Annotated in this window: 13 protein-coding genes; 10 read left to right on the top strand and 3 right to left on the bottom strand. The window is 42.4% G+C overall.

The features are described 5' to 3' along the window. The first annotated feature begins 34 nt into the window (after positions 1-34). From ACFO3S_RS26505 to ACFO3S_RS26520, 4 genes are all read left to right on the top strand, one after another. Positions 35-2,788 (top strand): DrmE family protein, encoded by a 2,754-nt coding sequence (locus ACFO3S_RS26505; protein WP_378102403.1) that lies wholly within the window; start codon positions 35-37, stop codon positions 2,786-2,788. Continuing rightward, the gene (locus ACFO3S_RS26510) at positions 2,781-6,473 is read left to right on the top strand and encodes a helicase-related protein (protein ID WP_378102405.1); all 3,693 of its coding nucleotides are present in this window, start codon (positions 2,781-2,783) and stop codon (positions 6,471-6,473) included. Before ACFO3S_RS26505 ends, ACFO3S_RS26510 begins: the two co-directional genes overlap by 8 nt. 17 nt (positions 6,474-6,490) lie before the next feature. Beyond that, entirely contained in the window at positions 6,491-8,404 is a 1,914-nt protein-coding gene (locus ACFO3S_RS26515) for a hypothetical protein (RefSeq protein ID WP_378102408.1), read from the top strand. Positions 8,405-8,621: 217 nt separating this feature from the next. Continuing rightward, positions 8,622-9,242, top strand: coding sequence for a phospholipase D-like domain-containing protein (locus tag ACFO3S_RS26520; protein WP_378102411.1), 621 nt, complete (start codon positions 8,622-8,624; stop codon positions 9,240-9,242). A gap of 77 nt (positions 9,243-9,319) precedes the next feature. On the opposite strand, the gene ACFO3S_RS26525 is transcribed toward ACFO3S_RS26520, so the two are convergent. After that, the gene (locus ACFO3S_RS26525) at positions 9,320-10,411 is read right to left on the bottom strand and encodes a DNA-methyltransferase (RefSeq protein ID WP_378102414.1); all 1,092 of its coding nucleotides are present in this window, start codon (positions 10,409-10,411) and stop codon (positions 9,320-9,322) included. Positions 10,412-10,544: 133 nt separating this feature from the next. On the opposite strand from ACFO3S_RS26525, the gene ACFO3S_RS26530 reads away from it, so the two are divergent. The 6 genes from ACFO3S_RS26530 (at position 10,545) to ACFO3S_RS26555 (ending at position 17,327) form a co-directional block, all read left to right on the top strand. Next, entirely contained in the window at positions 10,545-11,177 is a 633-nt protein-coding gene (locus ACFO3S_RS26530; RefSeq protein ID WP_378102416.1) for an HNH endonuclease, read from the top strand. Positions 11,178-11,334: 157 nt separating this feature from the next. Continuing rightward, the gene (locus tag ACFO3S_RS26535) at positions 11,335-11,541 is read left to right on the top strand and encodes a helix-turn-helix domain-containing protein (protein ID WP_378102419.1); all 207 of its coding nucleotides are present in this window, start codon (positions 11,335-11,337) and stop codon (positions 11,539-11,541) included. Between the two features lie 167 nt (positions 11,542-11,708). After that, on the top strand, positions 11,709-13,919 hold the full coding sequence (locus ACFO3S_RS26540) for an McrB family protein (protein ID WP_378102421.1): 2,211 nt from the start codon (positions 11,709-11,711) through the stop codon (positions 13,917-13,919). Next, positions 13,891-16,311 (top strand): DUF2357 domain-containing protein, encoded by a 2,421-nt coding sequence (locus tag ACFO3S_RS26545; RefSeq protein ID WP_378102423.1) that lies wholly within the window; start codon positions 13,891-13,893, stop codon positions 16,309-16,311. Before ACFO3S_RS26540 ends, ACFO3S_RS26545 begins: the two co-directional genes overlap by 29 nt. Further along, positions 16,304-16,720 (top strand): 8-oxo-dGTP diphosphatase MutT, encoded by a 417-nt coding sequence (mutT, locus tag ACFO3S_RS26550; RefSeq protein WP_378102426.1) that lies wholly within the window; start codon positions 16,304-16,306, stop codon positions 16,718-16,720. The genes ACFO3S_RS26545 and mutT overlap by 8 nt, the downstream gene beginning before the upstream one ends. Further along, positions 16,695-17,327 carry a restriction endonuclease gene (locus tag ACFO3S_RS26555; protein WP_378102428.1) on the top strand — a complete coding sequence of 211 codons (633 nt, stop codon included), beginning with the start codon at positions 16,695-16,697 and terminating at the stop codon, positions 17,325-17,327. Before mutT ends, ACFO3S_RS26555 begins: the two co-directional genes overlap by 26 nt. On the opposite strand, the gene ACFO3S_RS26560 is transcribed toward ACFO3S_RS26555, so the two are convergent. Both ACFO3S_RS26560 and ACFO3S_RS26565 read right to left on the bottom strand, forming a co-directional pair. Beyond that, positions 17,280-17,687, bottom strand: a complete 408-nt coding sequence (locus tag ACFO3S_RS26560) for a helix-turn-helix domain-containing protein (RefSeq protein WP_378102430.1) — start codon at positions 17,685-17,687, stop codon at positions 17,280-17,282. The two genes, ACFO3S_RS26555 and ACFO3S_RS26560, sit on opposite strands and share 48 nt — an antisense overlap. Before the next feature lie 63 nt (positions 17,688-17,750). Then, positions 17,751-18,341 (bottom strand): TetR/AcrR family transcriptional regulator, encoded by a 591-nt coding sequence (locus ACFO3S_RS26565; protein WP_378102431.1) that lies wholly within the window; start codon positions 18,339-18,341, stop codon positions 17,751-17,753. Positions 18,342-18,397: the final 56 nt, after the last annotated feature.

The following is an 18,397-nucleotide window of genomic DNA, read 5'->3' on the forward strand; positions in this document are numbered from 1 at the left end:
TTAGTCCTTAATAAATTTGATTAGAGGGACTGCTATGAGTAAATCACTTAACACTGCAAACATTCTGAATGCTATTAGACCTGATAGACTTTTGATTTCGGATAGCCTCCAAGATCTCACGCTACCTGGACTCCTTGACTTTGTGAATGATTTTTCCTATAAAGATCTTGGAAGAGGCATGTTGAATCATGACCTTTTTTGTTTAGTTGAAACTCTTACAACCTTTGAAAATGATGAGGAAGGCACCACAACAGCAAAAGTACAAACATCAGATTTGGATAATATTCTGTTGTCTCTTTCATTAAAGGCATTTTTGAAGTCAAAGAAAACAAGCCATAAATGTAACCTTGCCTTTTTAACCCCACCATTTTCGTATAGCTTTCCACTCATGTTGTCATACCATCTCATTTTGCAACATTTGGCAGAAAAGATTTCTCCAGAACTCAGCGCGAAATTTCCACCCGGAACCGGAATTTTAATCATTAGTGATAATATCGAACTTTATTCACACATTGGCCGAACGAGTATTCAGAGTAATCAACTGTGGCAGTACATCAATACTTACGAAGTGAAAGCAAACCGCTTTAAAAAGTTCACTTTTTCTAAAGATACTAAGCATGTACAAAAGAATGATGGATCGCTTCCTTGGATTTCGCTTTTTAGGGCAGTTCGCCGCCAATTACCAGAACAACTCGATATGTTACCGCAAGTTATTATCGTCGATGTACAACCTTTACGTCATCGAAAACGGATTGCAGAGCTTCTAGAATGGGCAAAAAAATTTGCACCTCATATTATTGTGATAGCTCCGCTTTTTGATGATGGAGTGTACCAAAGTATAAAAAAACACATGGATCTTGTCATACCGATTGATTCATACGGAGTCGACTATCTGCGACAAGTTTTTCAGTTGAGAGATCAAATCGAACTTAATCCTGTCACGGCATCTTGGAGTTTATCGGCATCGCAATCGTATATTCAACTGAAAGATAGCATTGATGTTTACCTGCTCAAAGGTGTTAACGCACTTGAGGAATTGGTTAAGGAAATTGATGAGTCTTTATCGATTACCCGACATAAGGATGGCCAGCAGCATCCGGTTTTCCGAAAACTCAAAAGCCTAGTTAATGATATGCTAAGTCTGCCGGTGCCTCTTGAAATTTATGAACAAGTACGCGAGATAAATGGAAAGTCAAAGCTTTTAGATATCGTGAAAGCAACACTCAAAGTTACTTCAGAGGAAGAAGCAGATCGGAAACTAATCGCTCATATACTTCCACAACTTGTCCGTGACATCGTAGCATTGTACGAATTGTTGTATGGTCATCCCAGAACTCCCAAAGGGGAAGCTCTACTGCGGTTACTACATACAATTCGGAACGAACAGGTGACTGTTGTCGTGGCAAACAACTTTGCAGCCCAAGAGTTAAAATTATGGATTCGAATGCAAACGAAGTGGACGGCAAAGGAAGCAGAATACATTTCCGTCATCACTCAAGATCAATGGGCAAAGAACCAATTGAAAGAGATCTACTTGGAAGATAATAAAGCACCCGACCATGTCGTTTTACTGAGTCCATGGAAACTGAAATACATTGGGGCTTTCTTTATACATGCAAAAAGTAAAGTCTCTTGCATTTCATATGAGCATGAGATCAATTTGTATCGATATCAAATAAATAAAGCTTTCGGACAAAATAATGGCTACATTGAGGATCTCATTCATAGTTTGTTGAGCATCCCCAAAGTAGACCTGACTTCTTTAAGGCCGTTACCAACAAAAAGAACAAATGTTTTTGTGAGAACGATTAATGTGAAACCGATGAATGCTAGTGACTTTGTGGCATCTGAATCATTTACATCGATCGATACGTTGTTCGAAGATGAAATGTTACTTGGAATGTTGGGAGAGCAAGAAGAACAGGAAATTGATGAGGACGACGATAACAGTGTTATTCCTATTTTAAGCGATATGCACATTGAAGACACAGTTGTTGGTGACCGGATCATATGCGTGAAAATAACAGGAAAAACTTCTCACCAAAACGATAATCAGCTGGTATGGTTTGTTCCGTCTGAAGTTCCATTGAAAATAGTAAAAAAAAGCACTTTAGAAAGTATGAGTCCTCTCGCTGCAAAACCTGGTGATTCATGGATCATCCTTAAAAAAAACCAGCGCCGTGAATTATTCGAAACGATTCTAAAATTATCCTCGAACACGATGATCATGAAGTGGATTGAATTTAATGTAGCAGAGTGGCGTGACATGCTTAACTTGCTCTGGAATCACTTTCATAAGCCCCATAATTTTAAAAAGCACACTTATGAAAGCATCCGGAAGGCTATCCAGGAACATGGAGGCAACGTCGAGACGACTTATACTATCGCAAACTGGATTAATGGTGATGTTTCATCTGTGAAAAATGCAGCAAATGTACGTGCAGTAGCAAAAATAATTGGGGAACAAGGGTATTTAGAGAAATGGAAAACAATCTATAAAGCAATGCGTCGACTATGGAATATTCATATCCAGTTAGGTCAAGTGCTTGGTGTAGTCATATCTGATATAGCAGCGCAAGCCGCGACGGATTATGCATCAGAGTGGGTCGAAGTCGGGAAAGATATTAAACTGCCGCTTGATGATATCATGGCTTCAATTGAACTTGTAGAAATTCTTAAAGTTGAGTCTGAGAAGGATTACCACGTACCAAGTACTTATATCGAAAAAGCTATCACAGAGCAAATGGCTGTAAAACTAATTAAGAAAGGACTGATTGGTTTTGAGTAAAAAGATTCATCCAAACGATGAAGTTATATTTGTGAAGCATATGAAGCAAGTGATTAAAAACGGCATGCTTGGTAGGGGAGAGGACGTTGTTCTTGGCTCTGCTCCTACACGACGTTTTTTTTCAGGAGTTCTTTTTCCCGATTATGAATCGTTCTCTAGTCAGGTTAATCAGAAAGGCGAGAGTGATCCACAACCTCAATATCGAAGTTTGGCTAAAAATTGTAACCTAGGCCTTGAATTTTTAGTGCGTCCAGATGAAGAGGGTAAGATAAATCTATTAATTGGTGCTACATTTAAACTTTATCCTCGTTTAATACCAACTTTTTCTGAACAGGATGCTTTTTTTTCTGTTTTGGAAGCCAGGCAAAATGTCTCTTCAATGATTGAACCGGTAGAGACTGAAAATGAAGAATCAATTGATTTGGCAGATGATGAGTCCGAGGAAAGAGAACCAGATCAACTTAGTGAACTCGATGTAAACAAATTAGCAACAACTGAAGAGGAAGCAGTCGAGGAATTAGCCGCACTTGAAATAGCTGATAAAGGTGTAACGTTGTTTGAAAAATACAGAGCATTTCCAATCACTGTTGAGCCCTTTCAAATAAGTATTGATGTGGAGGGGGGATCGCAGAGTTGGGAAGAGAGTATTCAACCGTTCATTCAACAAGCGGTGGATGATATGTCGCAATGGCAGAATCTATTCTCTGTTACGCAACAATCCATTGAAAAAACGGGTGCGGTCCCTTTGGAAACCCGCCCTAGCAATAATGAATCATACGAAGCAAGTCTGGCGAAGATTAAGAGTCCTCATATAAATCTACCACGGTGGGATGCAAAAATTAACGTGGAGGTCCGCCCGTATAGGGATTTTGATGGGGAGCGGGTTTATCGTGTTGTCGTTTCCATTATAAACAAAACGTACGTTCCTAATAATGAGTTAAAAGAAAAGCCGACTGGGCACCCGTTGGAGTTTTTTGACGTATCCCTGAAGGTACAGTGTAATTCAGGACTTCATAAGGCTTATGATTTTGATGGCGCACCTCGGGATTATAAGTATGATAAGAGGTATTCGGTTAAGGGCATTAATTGTGTAGGCCTGTCAAGGAAGGAAGATCAAGATATCCTATTCGAGTCAGAAGCTGTTCCAGATTTTTTTCAGCCGCTTTATCGTACAAAAGAGGAGCTAAAAGCATACTTTGAAGATCTAATGAATCCGGATTCAACAGTGCCAAAACTAACTGATATATTAACTGCTATGCAGTCATATTTAACAGGCTGGAAAACTTACATTAATCAGATGGGGGACAGTGAGCAGCCCCTACAAAATGAATCCGAACGAGAACAATGTCAGCTTGAGTGCGACGAGTTTGAAGCGGAGATCCGCTCATTTGAGTTGGGGCTGTACGTTCTTTCGCAAAACAGAGACAAGAGGTTACTGCATGCCTTTAACCTTATGAATCGTGTATTTCTCAATGCAGGTAAAGGCAAGTATAACTCATGGCGTCTTTTTCAGATTATTTTTATTGTACGGCTATTACCAAGTCTTTTCACTCGAGAAGTGCTTGAAACAGATCCATATTATGATGAAATTATAGAATCGGCGCAATATGCGGATGTTTTGTGGTTTCCGACAGGGGGCGGTAAAACAGAGGCTTATTTAGGACTTATTGTAACTGGTTTGTTCTTTGATAGACTTCGCGGAAAAAAGCGAGGATGTTCAGCATGGGTTCGGTTTCCGCTTCGAATGTTATCGAAGAATCAGCTCGATCGTTTAGCAAAAATTATTGTTTATGCAGAAGAAGTACGAGAGATGACTCCAGAATGTAGAGGAAAGGCAACCCCTTTCTCAATTGGTTATTTTGCGGGATCTGGGAATACTCCTAACTTTGTCACGGATAAACTGAAGAAAAGCATACTTTCGTCAGAAGCTATCAAACAAAAAACTATGATACTTCACCGATGTCCGTATTGTGACGGGAAAGTAAATTTTGATTTTGATGAACATCAATGGCGAATACTTCACCGTTGTACCAATGCCGACTGTTTTGTTTTTCAAAGTCCAACTTTACATGGCGTTTTACCGCTCTACATCACGGATTCAGAAGTATATCGTTTTATTCCAAGTGTCATTTGTGGTACGGTCGATAAACTGGCAATCCTCGGGCGATATCGTGAGTTCTCTCATTTATTTGGGCAGATCGGAGGTATATGTAGCAAACATGGTTTTTATTCCGACAGTTGTATTGTAGGGCGTTATGATGAGTTCAATTCTTGTAATGAAAATGTTGCGACGGCAGATAAAGTAGCAACACAGGAAGCACAAGCTTCCTTCTATGATCCCATCCCGTCGTTCCTTATCCAGGACGAGCTTCATCTTCTTAAAGAAGAACTAGGTGTATTAAATGGACATTATGAGGGAGTGCTAAATGAGTTAGCTCGTAGCCTTGGTCGTAAATCCTTTCATATTCCTAAAATTGTTGCGGCAACGGCTACTATTGAATCGTACGAACACCATATTAAACACTTGTATCTACGTAAGCCACGAAAGTATCCATCTATGGGCTACAAGAAAGGCGAATCTTTTTATGCTACAAGCACTCCCCACATTGAAAGACGTTTATACATGGGGGTATTATCGCATTCCAAATCGCAAGATGAGGTTATTGGGCGAGCGTTGTATTTATATCAGAAAGAGATTTATCGTCTCTATGAACAGGCATCGACCGTTTGGTCTTCCTTTGGTTTTCAGAGCATCAAAGATGATACGAGCTTTCTAACTTTACTCGCTCAGTATGATCTATCAGTTGTTTATGTAAATCAAAAAACCATGGCACATGATATTCGACGACGAATTTTGGAGACGATAAGGCCAGGATTAATGCAGGAATTGGGGCAAGAATTCGATTTGGATATTGAGATTCTTCTCGGAGAAAACGAAATGGGCAAAATCGTTGAGGTCATTGATCGTATAGAATCCGAAGGCGTCGTACATTCTATATCAGATTACCGGAAGAAACTTCATGCCTTAATTGCAACAAGCCTCATAAGTCATGGTGTTGATCTAGATCGAATTAATGCTTTTTTTATGGCAGGTATGCCTTCAAAACAAGCAGAGTATATCCAAGCAAGTAGCCGTTCATCTCGTTCGCATGCAGGACTTGTATTTGTTAGTTTCCGTCCAAATGATTTGAGAGAACGGTCTCAGTATCAATTTTTTAATCAAAATCATATGTTTATGGAACGCTTGGTTGATCCGGTGCCGATAAACCGGATGTCGATCAAAGCTATTCAGCGGTCCATGCCGGGTATTTTGGCAGGACTACTGTTTAATCTTCATTCGCAAAATCATTCTAAAACCATTTTTAGTGCACCCGAGTACCGTAGTTACATTGCGAAAAAGAACGCAAATGGTCGAGCAATTCAACTTGAAATTATTGAGCAGTTGCAGCGAATAATAATCGGTACTGACCGTACAGTTTTTCCACTAACTGCTATCGAGAAGGCAGAACGGTTCATTAGTACTTATTTTTATGAATTGGAAAATAGGCTCAATGGCGCAAGCGGAAAACTTAAAGATGAGGATGTACTTAATCCTATTACTAGCTTCCGGGATATTGAAGCGGGTATTCCACTAAATAGTGGAAGAGAGACAGCACGTGTGTTAGGTGTTTCTGATTTGTTCTAAAGGAGGCATGATAATTAATGGCGGATTTGATAAGAGGACGAAGCCAAGTCTTGTTTAAATACCTCCCGGGGGCGGTATTTTCTGAAAAGGGAACTTGGTTTCAAGTTAATAATTTGACTTTACGTGAATTGCCAGGTAATACAGACCTTCTGTTAAACATTGTTAAGGATTTTGTGGGCAAGTGGGCAATAAATGATGAATTAAATGTAGATATTTATCCAAGACAAGATCATATGTACTATTTTGCTGAAATCGAAGAAGTACATTTTGATGTGTTTCCACTTGTTTTTTATTGTACGCATTGCAAGAATGTCCATCCTTACAATGACCTAAGGCAAGCCCAGCGTGAAAACACACGTTTAATTTGCCAGTTTTGCTCTAAAGGTAAACTGAGGCAGTTCCCTTATGCTCTGATTCATAATAATGGTGATATACAACCACTTCAGGTGCCGTCTAACCCGGATACTAAAGCTTGGAAAGCGAGATATGATGGCATTTCAATGCATGATACACGAAGTTTCGCGACTTCAACATGGTATCACTACAAAAAGAAACGCCATATAGGTAGTTTAGGTTCTCGTAATAGTAGGTTGCCAATAGCAAAATCGATGAAAAGTAATTTTATGGGGGGAATTCATTTATCAGAGGGTGATATTTATTATCCTGCGTTACGTTCTTTTGTTAATCTCAACCAGGATCTCATGCAAAACAGGAAAGAACATGAATACTTTGCCTATTATCAGATCGGTGCTCTACTTGGTATTCCGTCAATAAATCGTGAGTCGTATGCCTCCAATTTTGAAAAAAAAGATAATCAATTATTAAAACTTTTGGCTGGTGCAAATGAGGTACAAAAAAAAATGTTGCTGGAAATGGCAAAGCAACAAAACATCCCACTTGATTCCCATGATGATGTTGTTGTGAAAGAAGTTGAGAGGTTATTTGGAGGTCAAATTCCGATTGAGCGAATAGAAGAAGACCGTTCGCTTCACGAATTTATTTATACTTGGCTTGAAAGTGATGCTGTATTAATAAATGACAGAATCATGGAAGCACATGAATCAAACGATATCGTTAGTGAAACTACATATCTTGAGGCAAAACAAGACTTAGAAAACTATGGCATGGAAACAGCAGCCTTGGTTGAAAATTTCCCCGTATTGATGATGGCCATGGGATTTACTCGTAAATCATTTGATCGTAGGAAGGCAATCTTGAATCCATTCCGTCAGCGTGTTAAAGACCGTGAAAAAATTGTTATTCCTGTATTAAGAAATGAAAATGAAGCTGTTGTTTTTAAGATGGACAGCAGACGAGTACTTGCTTGGCTCGTTCTCAACAAATGGGTGAATGAACCGCAATTTACTGTAACGATACAATCGGCCCATGCATACATCTATGATTTGTGTAAGTTTTCAGCGGTCAATCAAGAGGATTTAGCGCAACTAAAACCAACCGATTATCTCGATGATTCACAGATGTTATCTACTATAATGACATTCCGTTTACTTCATTCGTTTACACATGGTCTTTTTCAGGCAGGCAAATCTATTTTAGGTTTAGATATTGACAGTTTATCGGAATACTTATTTCCTTCCTCTTTAGCAACGGCAATATATGTGACGAAACTGGAAGGTGGAGGAATGGGAGCACTCACAGCTGCGTTTGATAATGATTTGTCACGTTGGATTCGAGGGTTGTATGAGAAAATGAATACATGCCTCTATGATCCCGTATGTCATGATCATAGCGGTGCTTGTCACGCCTGTATGTATTTGAAGTTTTCTTGTACATATTTCAACCATGGTTTGAGCAGAAACCTGCTGATCGATGGTGTTGATCCTGAATATAATTCAAGTGAGCGAATTATTGGATATTTCTCGCCCCTTTTAGACGAAAAGCTTCAAGAATGGGGATGTGATCGTCATTGACTCGTTACTTCAATTGGTTTATCGGTATGAACTACGAAGTTTTTTAATAGAATGGGCAGGAATATTCAGATACGTAGGAACAAAACAGGAAGGGTTCACACTTAAAGAGTGGACCCATTTTAATCGAAAGGCTCTTAATGAAAGTATCATAATTAGCTTGTTTCGTATATTGGTAGAAAAGGGATACTTGTCAGTGACTAATGGGATATACCAGGTTTTGAAGGAGATTGAAATGCAACGGTTCTTTGAAGTCGCATATGCTATTACCGATGTGATTTCGGCAGAAAGGTACTTACAGACGAGCGAAAAAATACTTTGGACTCCTCCTCCTTCGTCTGTTGAGCTATCACCTCGTATTGCGGATCGTTTTCAATATCTTAATTCCTGGATCCTACACCTTATCCAAAGGACTTCGAAACGGCTTATTTTTATAGCACCTTACTATTCAGTTGCGGGGATGGAGCATTTGTCAGTTAGTTTAAAAGCTTTATTTGAAACAAGGCAAGATGTAAGGGTGGACTGGATAGTCGGTGAATGCAGCAACTCAGAAAATGAGCGGGCATTTGAATACCTGAAGCGTGTATTTGGATCAACCGAGCAAATCCGAATTTTCCATCCTGTTGATCCAGACGAGAAAGGTCTTGTGTTCCACGCAAAAGTACTTCTTTCTGATGAAGAAAAAGGCTATCTAGGATCTGCTAACTTCAGTCGCCGTGGGTTGCAGCATCAGTTTGAGCTAGGTATTAGTCTTACAAAAGATCAATCGGTATCGCTTACGATGTTAGTAGATTACTGGATCTCAACTTCTCATATTAGAGAATATACAGCCATAGTTTAGGAAAACACGTATAGCAAAGAGTCCATATATGGACTCTTTGCTTGTAATGATGAAATGAGGAGTAACAATTGAGAATATTAATAAATACCATTCGATAACCGTCCAATATATTTTTTATTCCTTTTCAAGGCCTTCTTAGCCGATCTTGTAGGTGCTTTTATTCCTCTCTTTTTTTTCATGCTTCTCTTTTTCCCGGTAATTGTATGTAATGTAGGGAAGAAACGAAGACGTGAAGTTTCCACGTAATAGGGATCTATCTCGCAAGTGAACCATCTCCTTCCTAAATCTTCTGCAGCTTTTCCAGTTGAACAACTGCCTCCAAATGGATCAAAAACTACATCTCTTGGTTCTGTCAGAAATTTTATAAAAAAATCAGGCAGCTCAATAGGAAACCGAGCAGGATGCTTGTGCCTTTCAAATTTCCTACATCTTCTTGAGTATTCATCGTTAGATACTGTATTTGGAATTGCTAGTAAATTATGGACTCCATCGTTGTCAACGACTTCTTGGGTAAAAGGCCATGCAGATATAAAGAGATTTTCTGGAATTGCCCCCTTATTATCAACCGACCAATTATGTCCAACAACATGTTCTGAGTCTCTAGGGCCTGCATTATAGCCCCGTTCTAATAATCGCTTCATACTTTTGGTATAAGATTTTAATACTTTTTTATTATCAGCTTTTGGTTTCTCCGATTTTGAAAACCACCAGACTGGATTAACGGAATCTCTTACCCGAATACGTTCTATGTTCACCCACTGAATAGGGGCAGGCATTTTTGCCGGATTAAACCAATAAAACTCTTGGGCAAGATGAAACCCTTTTTTCACTAGTTCTATAGCAAGTTCGAAATGGTAAAGCGAACGAACAGGAGCCCCTTTTTTATAACTACCCCCGATATCGATAATTAAGCTTCCGGTTGGCTTTAAGATTCTAAGTAGATGATCAGCTGTCTTTTCAATAAACCAATTTACATATCCTTCTTGAGGTTCATTTCCATATTTTTTAGGCCTTGATAGCGCAAATGGTGGAGAAGTCATTATTAAATCTACAGAATCTTTCGGTATTTTCTCTAGCAATTTTAATGAATCACCGCATAATGCGTATCCATATTTTGTTGTGAAGGTTGGTTTGCACTTGTTTATTAGCAATCGCAGTTCTCTTTTCATTGTAATTACACCTGCTTGTATGTTATTATAACCAGTTAATTATAATTGAATAGAACATTAAATGGAATTGAATTTCTAAATGAATATACCCACTATTATAATTGTGAGTTATTATTTTCTTGGAGGTGCACAGTTGAAACCTATTAATGGTAGAACACTTAATTATGCTTGGGGAGTAGGGGCAAAACATGCGTTATACCGATCAGACGGTAAGTGGTACCATCATCTAAGAGATTTTCCTGGTGCTCTCTTTGACATGCATGGATATTTATTATTTGATTCAGTTGAAGAATATATTTCGTCTCCTCATTTACAACATGGGTATGATTTACATGTGCCCAGAGGTATTTCAACTGACCCTAAATACAAACAAGTAATTGGAAGTTGTAATAAAGATTCTAAATCTTTTGACATTAACAATGAAATTATTTCGAATAAAAGAAAAGTATCTGTTCGGTTAAGAAATAGATTATTTGTAGAGAAAATAAAACAAATATACGATAATACCTGTCAATTGTGTGGTGTGAAAATTGAGATTAGAGAAAAAAGTTATTATTCAGAAGTCCATCATATAAAACCGTTAGGCGAGCCCCATTTTGGGCCAGATGTACTAGAAAACATGATGTGTGTTTGTCCCAATCATCATGTACTTTTGGATCTAGGAGGAATCCCTATTAGTACAAACTCATTCATTGTTGCTCCTCTTCATAATATAAATAATGATTATATAAAGTACCACAATCAAAATATCTTTAGTAAAACTTAACTGCATAAAGATATAGTAACTCATTATAAGGTCAGACTTCGTCCTAATTGTCAATATGGAGCCAAGGAGCTCTCTTTTGATAATACAACGATTTTCGTTGAAAATCAACTAAATTCGTTGAAATTACTTTTATCTCAAAGGGCAGAAGGTGTTTCAATTGTTAATTTTAAAGCTAGAGTCACTCATGAAAGAGAATAAGATAAATACAAAGCAACTTAGTGAAATGACAGGTATTCGTTGGAATACCATAGATGATATGGTGAAAAATAAAGCTAAGCATTGGTCTCCAGAAAACCTGGACAAAATAATGCATGCTCTGAATGTAGACAATGTTTCTGAGATATTCGAGTTTGTGAAAGAGTAAAATAAGAGATGGTTAGACTCAGATATCTTTCAGAGGGATAGGTATCACGTCTTGATGACCTGATACAACATGTATTGAAAAAGTATAAAGCAGGAACCCCAAACCACCTTGTCGAACTTGTAGGTATATTGTCTAATCCTACATCTTCCAGACAAGGTGGTTTCTTCATGAGCTTACCAGCCGAGTTGTCCGGTATTTTCACTCATAAGCAGAAGTCGTACAAGATGGTGCTCATCATCGCTCTATTGCAAGAAATGAGCCAAACGAATCAGCGCGAGGTTTCACTTGAGAACGTGAAGGCCCGCTTTTTGGCGTTCCTGCAAGAACGGGAAAGACGTGGGGAGCCAGTCGATTCGCCTGTAAACAACATTCCTCGTTGGACTGATGTCACGATGACGCACATCACCCAAATTATTTACTCGCCTATCTCGGCGCTGAATAGCATCCTTGATGTAAATCCGCAAGAACAGAGCATTGGGTTAAAGGAACGCCTGTATAACACATGGAATCAGGAAGTGTTCATCGAATTGTACGATCATGCCACACATGAATTGGCTCAGTATCACCAACAGCGTCATTCCTCGGATTTTACAATAAGAGAAGCACTCTTGAACGTGCTTACTAAGTACACGGCGGCGAAACGGGAGCCGCTAAAAAATAACTCGCTTGGCCAATACGTACGTCATCAGATCCCCACAGGCATACGGGAGTATTCATTTATTAAGGATGATTCCAACTTAAAGGTTCAGGCTTCCGTCGGCATGGGGACCTGGGCAAGGATTCCGTGGATCGCAATTATGGATCGTAGAATTACGGAAACTACACAACAAGGGGAATATATCGTTTATCTATTTTCTGAGGATATGAGTTCGGTATACCTCACGCTTATGCAAGGAGTCACAGAGCCAAACAAAAAAGGCAAAGCCGAAGCGCACAAATACTTGCGTAATAAAGTTCAAGAGATTCGAGCGATGATTCCGCTGGAGGGTCTCCAAAAGGATGAAGAAATACATCTCACATCAGACGGATTAGGCTACGACTACCAAGTATCAACAGTCGCTTACTACAAGTACGACCGGGACAATCTGCCGGCAGAGGAGCAACTATCCGCTGATCTGGAAAACTTGGTCGACAACTACAAGCAATATGTCCAATTGGTTCTTCAATCCAATGACGGTCAGGAGCAATCCAGCGTGCCTACCATACAACCGCCCATGCCTAACTTAAGTGCAAGCGAAAGACTGGACGCCGTGAAAGCATACATCCGACAACGAGGCTTTTCTTTTCCCGATCATCTGATCGAGAACTTCTACCTGTCCTTGAAAACAAAGCCCTTCGTCATCTTGGCGGGCGTATCGGGCACCGGGAAAACGAAGCTCGTTCAGCTCTTCGCTGAGGCCATCGGTGCAACAAGCGACAACGGTCAATACACTTTAATCCCGGTCAGGCCCGACTGGAGCGACCCGTCTGATCTGATCGGTTACAAAGACCTCAGCGATCGTTTTCGCCCGGGTCCTCTTACGGACGTGCTGGTAGAAGCAGCTGATCCGGTCAATCGGGACAAGCCATATTTTATCTGCTTGGACGAGATGAACTTGGCACGGGTCGAGCACTATTTTAGTGATATGCTGAGCATCCTGGAGACGCAGAAACGGCAAGAGGACCGCATCGTTACCGATCCGCTCATACGCCCATCCGCTCTCGTGAATGAGGAGGACCGGTCCAAGTATGGTCGACTTCACATTCCGGACAACGTGTACCTGATCGGCACCGTCAACATGGACGAAACGACCCATCCCTTCAGCAAAAAGGTGCTCGACCGGGCGAACACGATCGAATTTAACGAAATCCAATTGGATGTGTATCCATCACCAAGCGCGAATTCAGTTCTTACACAGCCGGCACCGAATGCGTTCTTACGCGCGGATTATATGCAACTGGTTGATGCGTATCAGGGCTCGAATATCCCATTAATCGAAAAAGCGACCAGCGAACTGGTCCGAATCAACGATATTCTCGAGCAGATCCATTCCCATGTCGGGTTCCGTATCCGGGATGCGATTTGCTTCTACCTGCTCTACAACGAACAGGCCGGATTGTTAACGAACGATGAAGCGCTCGACTATCAGCTGCTGCAGAAAATTTTGCCGCGTATCCAGGGAAGCAACCGATCGGTGAAGCGCGTTCTTCTGCAGTTGCTCGAGATCGCGCTTGGCAAGAAGCTCAATAAAGGCGAGCTCGAGGACGATGCTTCCGAGCTGTGGAGCAACCTGGCCAAGACGGTCGAGTCCGCCAAATACCCACAAAGCGCGAACAAAATCGTCTTTATGCTACGGAGGTTGGACGAGGATGGCTTTACCTCCTACTGGCTCTCTTAATCGAACGGTCGAATTGATTCATATCGAGACGAACTGGTTTCAGCTCTATTTGCAAGGGAAGCCGTTCCATCCGACGGTCGAGACGTTGCAGCTACATCGTCAAGAGACCGAATGGGTAAAAGCAAGAATGCAGCCGCAATCGTTGAAATCGGGGTTGGAGATTCGCTCAGTAGCCAGATACTCGCCCGAAGCGGAACGGTTGATCGAATGGGAACAGGGGGAGACGAGTCCGCCGCTCTTCTACGAAACGCAAGACTACGAGTTGGTCGTCGAGCTGGAGCCGGATATCCCGTTAACCTTTCACCACGATAATGTTTCGCTGCGCGAATCCGTACTGCTCAAGGGCAAACGGCTATTGTCGGGAGTTCTGAACTTTAAGAACGAAGTCGGGTATACCGAGTTGGAGCTTCGGTTGCACGGGGAGCCCGTCTTTCGCCTGCAGTTGGAGATCTTCCCTTCGAAAATCGACTACAAAAAGGATTACGAAGCCATCCTCCGCGATGTGAACGAGCAGATCTACAACCTATCCTTCGATTTTTTGCGTAAGACGTACAACCTGACGGGGTTAAAAGAGACCACCAATCAGAGCTTGACCGAATTTTTCGTGATTCTTCAGTCGATGTTCCAACAACTCGTTCGCCAAGTGGAATGGATTCAACATGCTCCGCATCACCGGCTTCACGTAGAAAACCGAGTGGTCGATTCGGCGCGGGTAAAGAAAGCGGGACACGCCAACATTGCATTCCTATCGAAACGTCCGCACTTGCTTGCGCAGGTCGAAGGGCAGGGGCTTTTTCGAATACGCCATAAGAGCTATATACCGACCCACGTTCTGGAGACCAAACGTCATGTGGACTATGATACGCCCGAGAACCGGTTCGTCCGGTGGGTGCTTTTTCGGATTCAACAACGCTTGAAAAGCATCAAGCAACTGACTCACAAGAAGGGACGCTCGAACGATCCTATATTGCAGGGCAAGCTCAACCGGATGCAGTCGGAATTGCAACGTCTGTTGAAGTTTGACTTTCTTCGGGTAGGTGAGATTAGCCAGTTCACGATATCGTTGGTGCTGCAGATGGCTCCCGGCTATCGCGAGGTGTACCGGGGCTATCTGATGTTGATGAAGGGACTCTCCATTCAAAACGATCTGTTCCGGTTATCGATGAAAGATCTGGCCCAGCTATACGAATATTGGTGTTTCCTGAAAATCCACGATTTGCTAAGCCGGAAATACGAGCTGGTGAAGCAGAACGCGATCAAGCTAAACCGGGGCGGGCTGTTCGTAACGTTGGATCGGACGCAGAGCGCACGAATGGTCTATCGGAATCCGCGCAATGGTGAAGTGTTTACCTTGTACTATAACGCCTTGCCAGCGGGTGACCGGAGCCAGACGGTATCGCAAAGGCCGGACAACATCCTCACGCTTAAGAAACAGGATTCTGCCATGGAATATAAGTACGTATTCGACGCCAAGTACAGAATTAATCCGGCGTACGAAGGCACACCCTATAAGAGAGACTATGGGACGCCGGGTCCTCAAGAAGAGGACATCAATACGATGCATCGCTATAGAGACGCTATAGTGTATGAATCGAATGGTGATCGTCGGCAATTCGAACGCACGATGTTCGGGGCTTATGTCCTTTTTCCGTACCCGAATGAGGAAGAGTATCGTGAGCATCCTTTTTACCGCAGTATCGAGCTTGTGAACGTCGGGGCACTCCCGTTCTTGCCTAGCGCGACTTCGCTCGTCGAACGATTCCTGGACGAACTGATCCTGGATAGTCCGGAGAAGGCGTTCGAGCGCGCCACGCAGCCCAGCGGAACGAAGGACTATTACGCCGAACAGTTAGCCGGGAAGACGGTGCTCGTCGGTCCGCTTAGCCATAAGGATCAATTGCGCGAGCTGCAGGAGCATCGATTCTATCACGTCCCTCTAAGCCGTTTTGCCAATCATGGGGATTTGGCGAAGCTGGAGACCGTGGCGATATACCAATCCATCGATAAATTTGGACGGCAGAATGCGGGCGTATTCCTGTACGGTCGGATTAAAGCGTGGAGCGTTCTCCCACGGGAGCAGATTAAAGAAATTCCATCCCGGAGAAAAGCGACGACTGAGCTGTACGTCAGGTTTGACGTGGAAGAGTGGACGCGCAGAAGCAGGCCGATCCTGCCGGGCGGTCACGGGATCCAGAAGGTTCTGCTCACGTCGGAGTACATCTTTAATCGGGCAGAGGAGATCGCCGAGCTTCGGCTGGATTCGGAAGAGGAGCTTCGCGAATGGAGAGAAAAGCGGCGCCGGGGGAAAGTTAAGCTCACTTGGGACGACTATCATTTGGACCAAGCCAATCGATTAAATGGGCTAGTCCTAGAGGGTGAACAACATGATTGAAGTAGCCGCGGCTATTATTGAGAACGAGCAAGGGAAGCTTCTGATCGCTAAGCGCAAGCAAGGGAAATCTCAAGCGGGATTATGGGAGTTCCCGGGGGGCAAATTGGAGCCCGGCGAGTCTCCAGCGGCTTGCTTGATCCGGGAACTGAAGGAAGAAATGAACATTCAGATCGAGCCGTACGAGCGATTCGGGGTGAATGAGCACGATTACGGAGCGGTACAGATTCGATTGATCGCTTATAAGGCGAGATACATCCGAGGCGACATTCGGCTGGTCGATCACGAGGAGTGCCAATGGGTGGAGAAGAGGGAGCTGGCGAAGTTCGAATGGGCTCCGGCGGATGTTCCGTTTATCAAAAAACTAAAATCGGAGGAGACAACTCATGAGACTCGAGGCGATCTCATTTGAAGGACTGGAATTTCCAATTCCGCCCGCCTTTATATGGTTTTTAATCGGTGTAATCGTACTTGGGGCCATAGCAGGCCTGCTGCAACCTGCCAAAAAACAGAGGAAGAGAAAGCGTAAGCCTGCAGCTAAGAGAAGCGTTTCGACATCTAATAGGAACGGGGGCTCAAACCAGAGAAAATCCAATGCCTGTCGCCCGGACGAGGTGATTCTCTCGCTTCCGTTAAACCAATTGGGCTGGGCTGAATTCGAGCGTCTTCTTGCTTTATATTTCCGTGATAATGGGTATGTCGTACATGAAGTTGGTGTTGGAGGGAAAGATGGCGGGGTCGATCTCGTTATTATTGACCAGAGAGGCGAGAAAAAGGCGGTTCAAGCGAAATGCTATTCGGACGGAAATAAAGTTGGCTCTAATGTCATTCGCGAGTTAAATACGGCGAAAAGAAACCATGACTGCATCCTGTCCCTGCTTGTAACAGCCTCGGATCTAACTGTTGAGGCAAGGAAAGAAGCCGATCAATTTCGGGTGGACTACTGGCATGGAGCACTTCTAGAGGACAAGCTAAGAAGATGGGGGAAGTGGAGTCCGGGGAAGAAGCGAAGAGCATAAAATAACATCATAAAACATCACCTTTATCACATCTAATGCCATCTGTTTCTCTTTGGCCGAACGGTTCATAAACAGCTGCCTGATCTGGTCGATAACGTTATCATCGCCCGGTACGAGGGAGTCATGCAGGAGATAATCGATCGTGACTCCCAAACGACTAGCTATTTTAACGAGAGTTTCCAGAGTAGGGGAGCGCTCGCCTCTTTCGATTTGGCCAATATAGGCATCGGAGACTCCGATGCTCTCGGCAAGCTGTTCTTGAGTTAGAGACCGTGGAAGCCGAAGTTGAACAGGGCGAACTTGTTGCTCTTCCATGGCAAATTCCAGACCTTCACGTGCAGCGGCGTCATAAAAAATCACCAATCCCCTTTCGGGTTTGGTGATTTTTTATGTAACATGAGGGGCAGAGAATAGCGACAGGACCTATCCCAGCAGTTCTTTGGCTCCGTTCATCACTAAAGGCATAGTCTGCTCAACGAATGATTCCGCACTTATTAGACGCCCCTCATTGTTCCAAGCGTAAGCCGCACCATACATCCCCCAACTTAACAGGATAGAAGCTGTATTTATTAAAAATGGCGTGTTTGGAGTCGGCAGCATCTTGTCTTTGTCTATAAAAGAAAGAAGTATCGTTTGAATTTGTTTCTTTATTTGAATTTCGAATGCAGGTACAAGCGATGTATTTCTTTTTTTGCATAGAGTGCCTAGCTCCTTATGAAATTCGCATAACCCAAGAAAAATACTCTGAATGGTTTCTTCATTTAAACCTTCATGACCGCTTATTTTACGATTCATGATCGTCATAAATGATTCCATTAGTCTGGCCTCAAGAATTTCGAATTTATCTACAAAGTGCGCATAAAAAGTCGCTCTGTTAACAGTAGCCCGCTCTGCAATATCTCTAACGGTTATCGATTCAAAATCTTTTTCCTGAATTAAGGAATCAAAAGCGTCTTGAAGGAGCCGCCGTGTACGTATCACACGAGGATCGGCTTGATTCTTTTGAATTGTCATGGTTAAGATCCCCCCAGTAAAACGACATGATAGAAATGGTGTTGTCTATACAACGG

Origin of the sequence: Cohnella hongkongensis, from assembly GCF_042654645.1 — a bacterium.
Taxonomy (GTDB): domain Bacteria; phylum Bacillota; class Bacilli; order Paenibacillales; family Paenibacillaceae; genus Cohnella; species Cohnella hongkongensis.

Bases quoted from the DNA above. Each gene is read 5' to 3' on its own strand.
- ACFO3S_RS26545 (WP_378102423.1), top strand. From the start codon at position 13,891: ATGGCTTTACCTCCTACTGGCTCTCTTAATCGAACGGTCGAATTGATT.
- ACFO3S_RS26555 (WP_378102428.1), top strand. From the start codon at position 16,695: ATGAGACTCGAGGCGATCTCATTTGAAGGACTGGAATTTCCAATTCCG.
- ACFO3S_RS26565 (WP_378102431.1), bottom strand. From the start codon at position 18,341: ATGACAATTCAAAAGAATCAAGCCGATCCTCGTGTGATACGTACACGG.
- ACFO3S_RS26525 (WP_378102414.1), bottom strand. From the start codon at position 10,411: ATGAAAAGAGAACTGCGATTGCTAATAAACAAGTGCAAACCAACCTTC.
- ACFO3S_RS26515 (WP_378102408.1), top strand. From the start codon at position 6,491: ATGGCGGATTTGATAAGAGGACGAAGCCAAGTCTTGTTTAAATACCTC.
- ACFO3S_RS26540 (WP_378102421.1), top strand. From the start codon at position 11,709: ATGAGCTTACCAGCCGAGTTGTCCGGTATTTTCACTCATAAGCAGAAG.
- ACFO3S_RS26505 (WP_378102403.1), top strand. From the start codon at position 35: ATGAGTAAATCACTTAACACTGCAAACATTCTGAATGCTATTAGACCT.
- mutT (WP_378102426.1), top strand. From the start codon at position 16,304: ATGATTGAAGTAGCCGCGGCTATTATTGAGAACGAGCAAGGGAAGCTT.